This is a genomic window from Eubacterium sp. An11 (genome assembly GCF_002161065.1).
Lineage (GTDB): Bacteria > Bacillota > Clostridia > Lachnospirales > Lachnospiraceae > Anaerobutyricum > Anaerobutyricum faecale.
The window spans coordinates 1-1274 of record NZ_NFLV01000083.1; the positions used below are offsets into that span (position 1 = coordinate 1).

Here is a 1274-nt window from a genome sequence, read left to right on the forward strand (position 1 = left end):
TCCGTTGCCCTTCCAGTCGGAATCCGCAATTTCCGGAGTCCGGAAGCAAGCGGAGGGATGATAAGGATTGCCAGGGAAACAAGGACACCTGCAGCAGCGATGCCAGTCATCAGATAGGATTGGCTTCCCTTTGGGAGCAGAAATGCCGCCGCAAACAGGCACAATACGGTGATCTGTAACGTCTTTTTGATCGTTCTGGCTTTCTTTGCTTTCATGTAAATTCTTCCTTTCTTCCTAAACTTGCTGTGCCGCACCCAGGAGAGCCGATGATCGGCGTTCTCCTGGATCCTGTGCAGACACAAAAAAGAACTGCCTGTACGGAGTAGTCTCCGGGTGCAATTCTCTACATGGATCGTTTCTTATGAAATTTTTTGTGCGTCGGCATCAAGCGACAAAGGGAAGTGTCTCAGCCTGCTGTTCTGTAACCTGGGTAAATCCATCTCCCGGATAGCCGCCCTGTGTTCCCGGAGCTGCCCCGTTTCCAGGAGCATAGCCGCCGGAAGGCTGCTGGTTCGGATTGCCCTGTGCGTAATTCGGTGCGCTTCCAGGATTCGGAGCATAGCCGTTCTGGGGCTGTCTGTAACCGTTCTGCGGTACGTTCCCCTGTGGAACATTTGTTCTTCCCTGTCCTCCCCGTGCATATCCATTCTGGTTCTGTGGTGCGGCGCCTGCAGGTGCATAATTGCCGGCAGGAGCACCGGATGCCTGTGGATAGCCTCCCTGTGCGGGTGTCGGGTATCCGCCCTGCTGATTGGGAACAGGAGCTCCTCCGGGCTGTCCGTAGCCGTTCTGAGGAACGCCTCCGGGTACACCGGGATTGGTCCCGTTTTCATCGTCATAAGTCAAGGGCGCAAACTGCCAGTCTTTGACAACCACGCTGGGGCCGGAGTTTGGTTTTCCCTGGTTTTTCCCCTTCTGATGAACGAAGGGATGCAGCTCCAGATCTCCAATGATAATCAGTCCGGTGCCTTTTTTTACACCTGCTTTCATCAGGCGGTCTGCCAGATAAGAATTGAAATAGCAGGAATAAAATACGTTCTCCTTGTTTCCGTCCGCTCCCCGCTGGGGGCAGGGGATGTCCAGAGTCGTATAGGTCGTGTTGCTGTTCTTTGCCTGCACGATCTCAGGATCCGTTGTCGGCCTCCCTGGTAAAATGATGATTGCTGACATAGAAATTCTCCTTTCTGCCTCTTTGGGCGTTAAAATAAATAATAGTGAAAATAAAAAAAGTGCCATTACAGTGCCGTAAAAAACGGCATTATAATGACACGATT

The 1274-nt window shown here is 52.2% G+C and carries 2 protein-coding genes; both read right to left on the reverse strand.

Features of this window, described 5'->3' with window-relative positions; translation table 11 throughout:
* The coding region (locus tag B5E53_RS18615) for a hypothetical protein (protein WP_343215693.1) at positions 1-215 on the reverse strand (215 nt) is incomplete at its 3' end.
* A gap of 169 nt (positions 216-384) precedes the next feature.
* A complete protein-coding gene (locus tag B5E53_RS18620; protein ID WP_087282433.1) occupies positions 385-1170 on the reverse strand; it encodes a single-stranded DNA-binding protein in 786 nt (261 codons plus the stop codon).
* Positions 1171-1274: the final 104 nt, after the last annotated feature.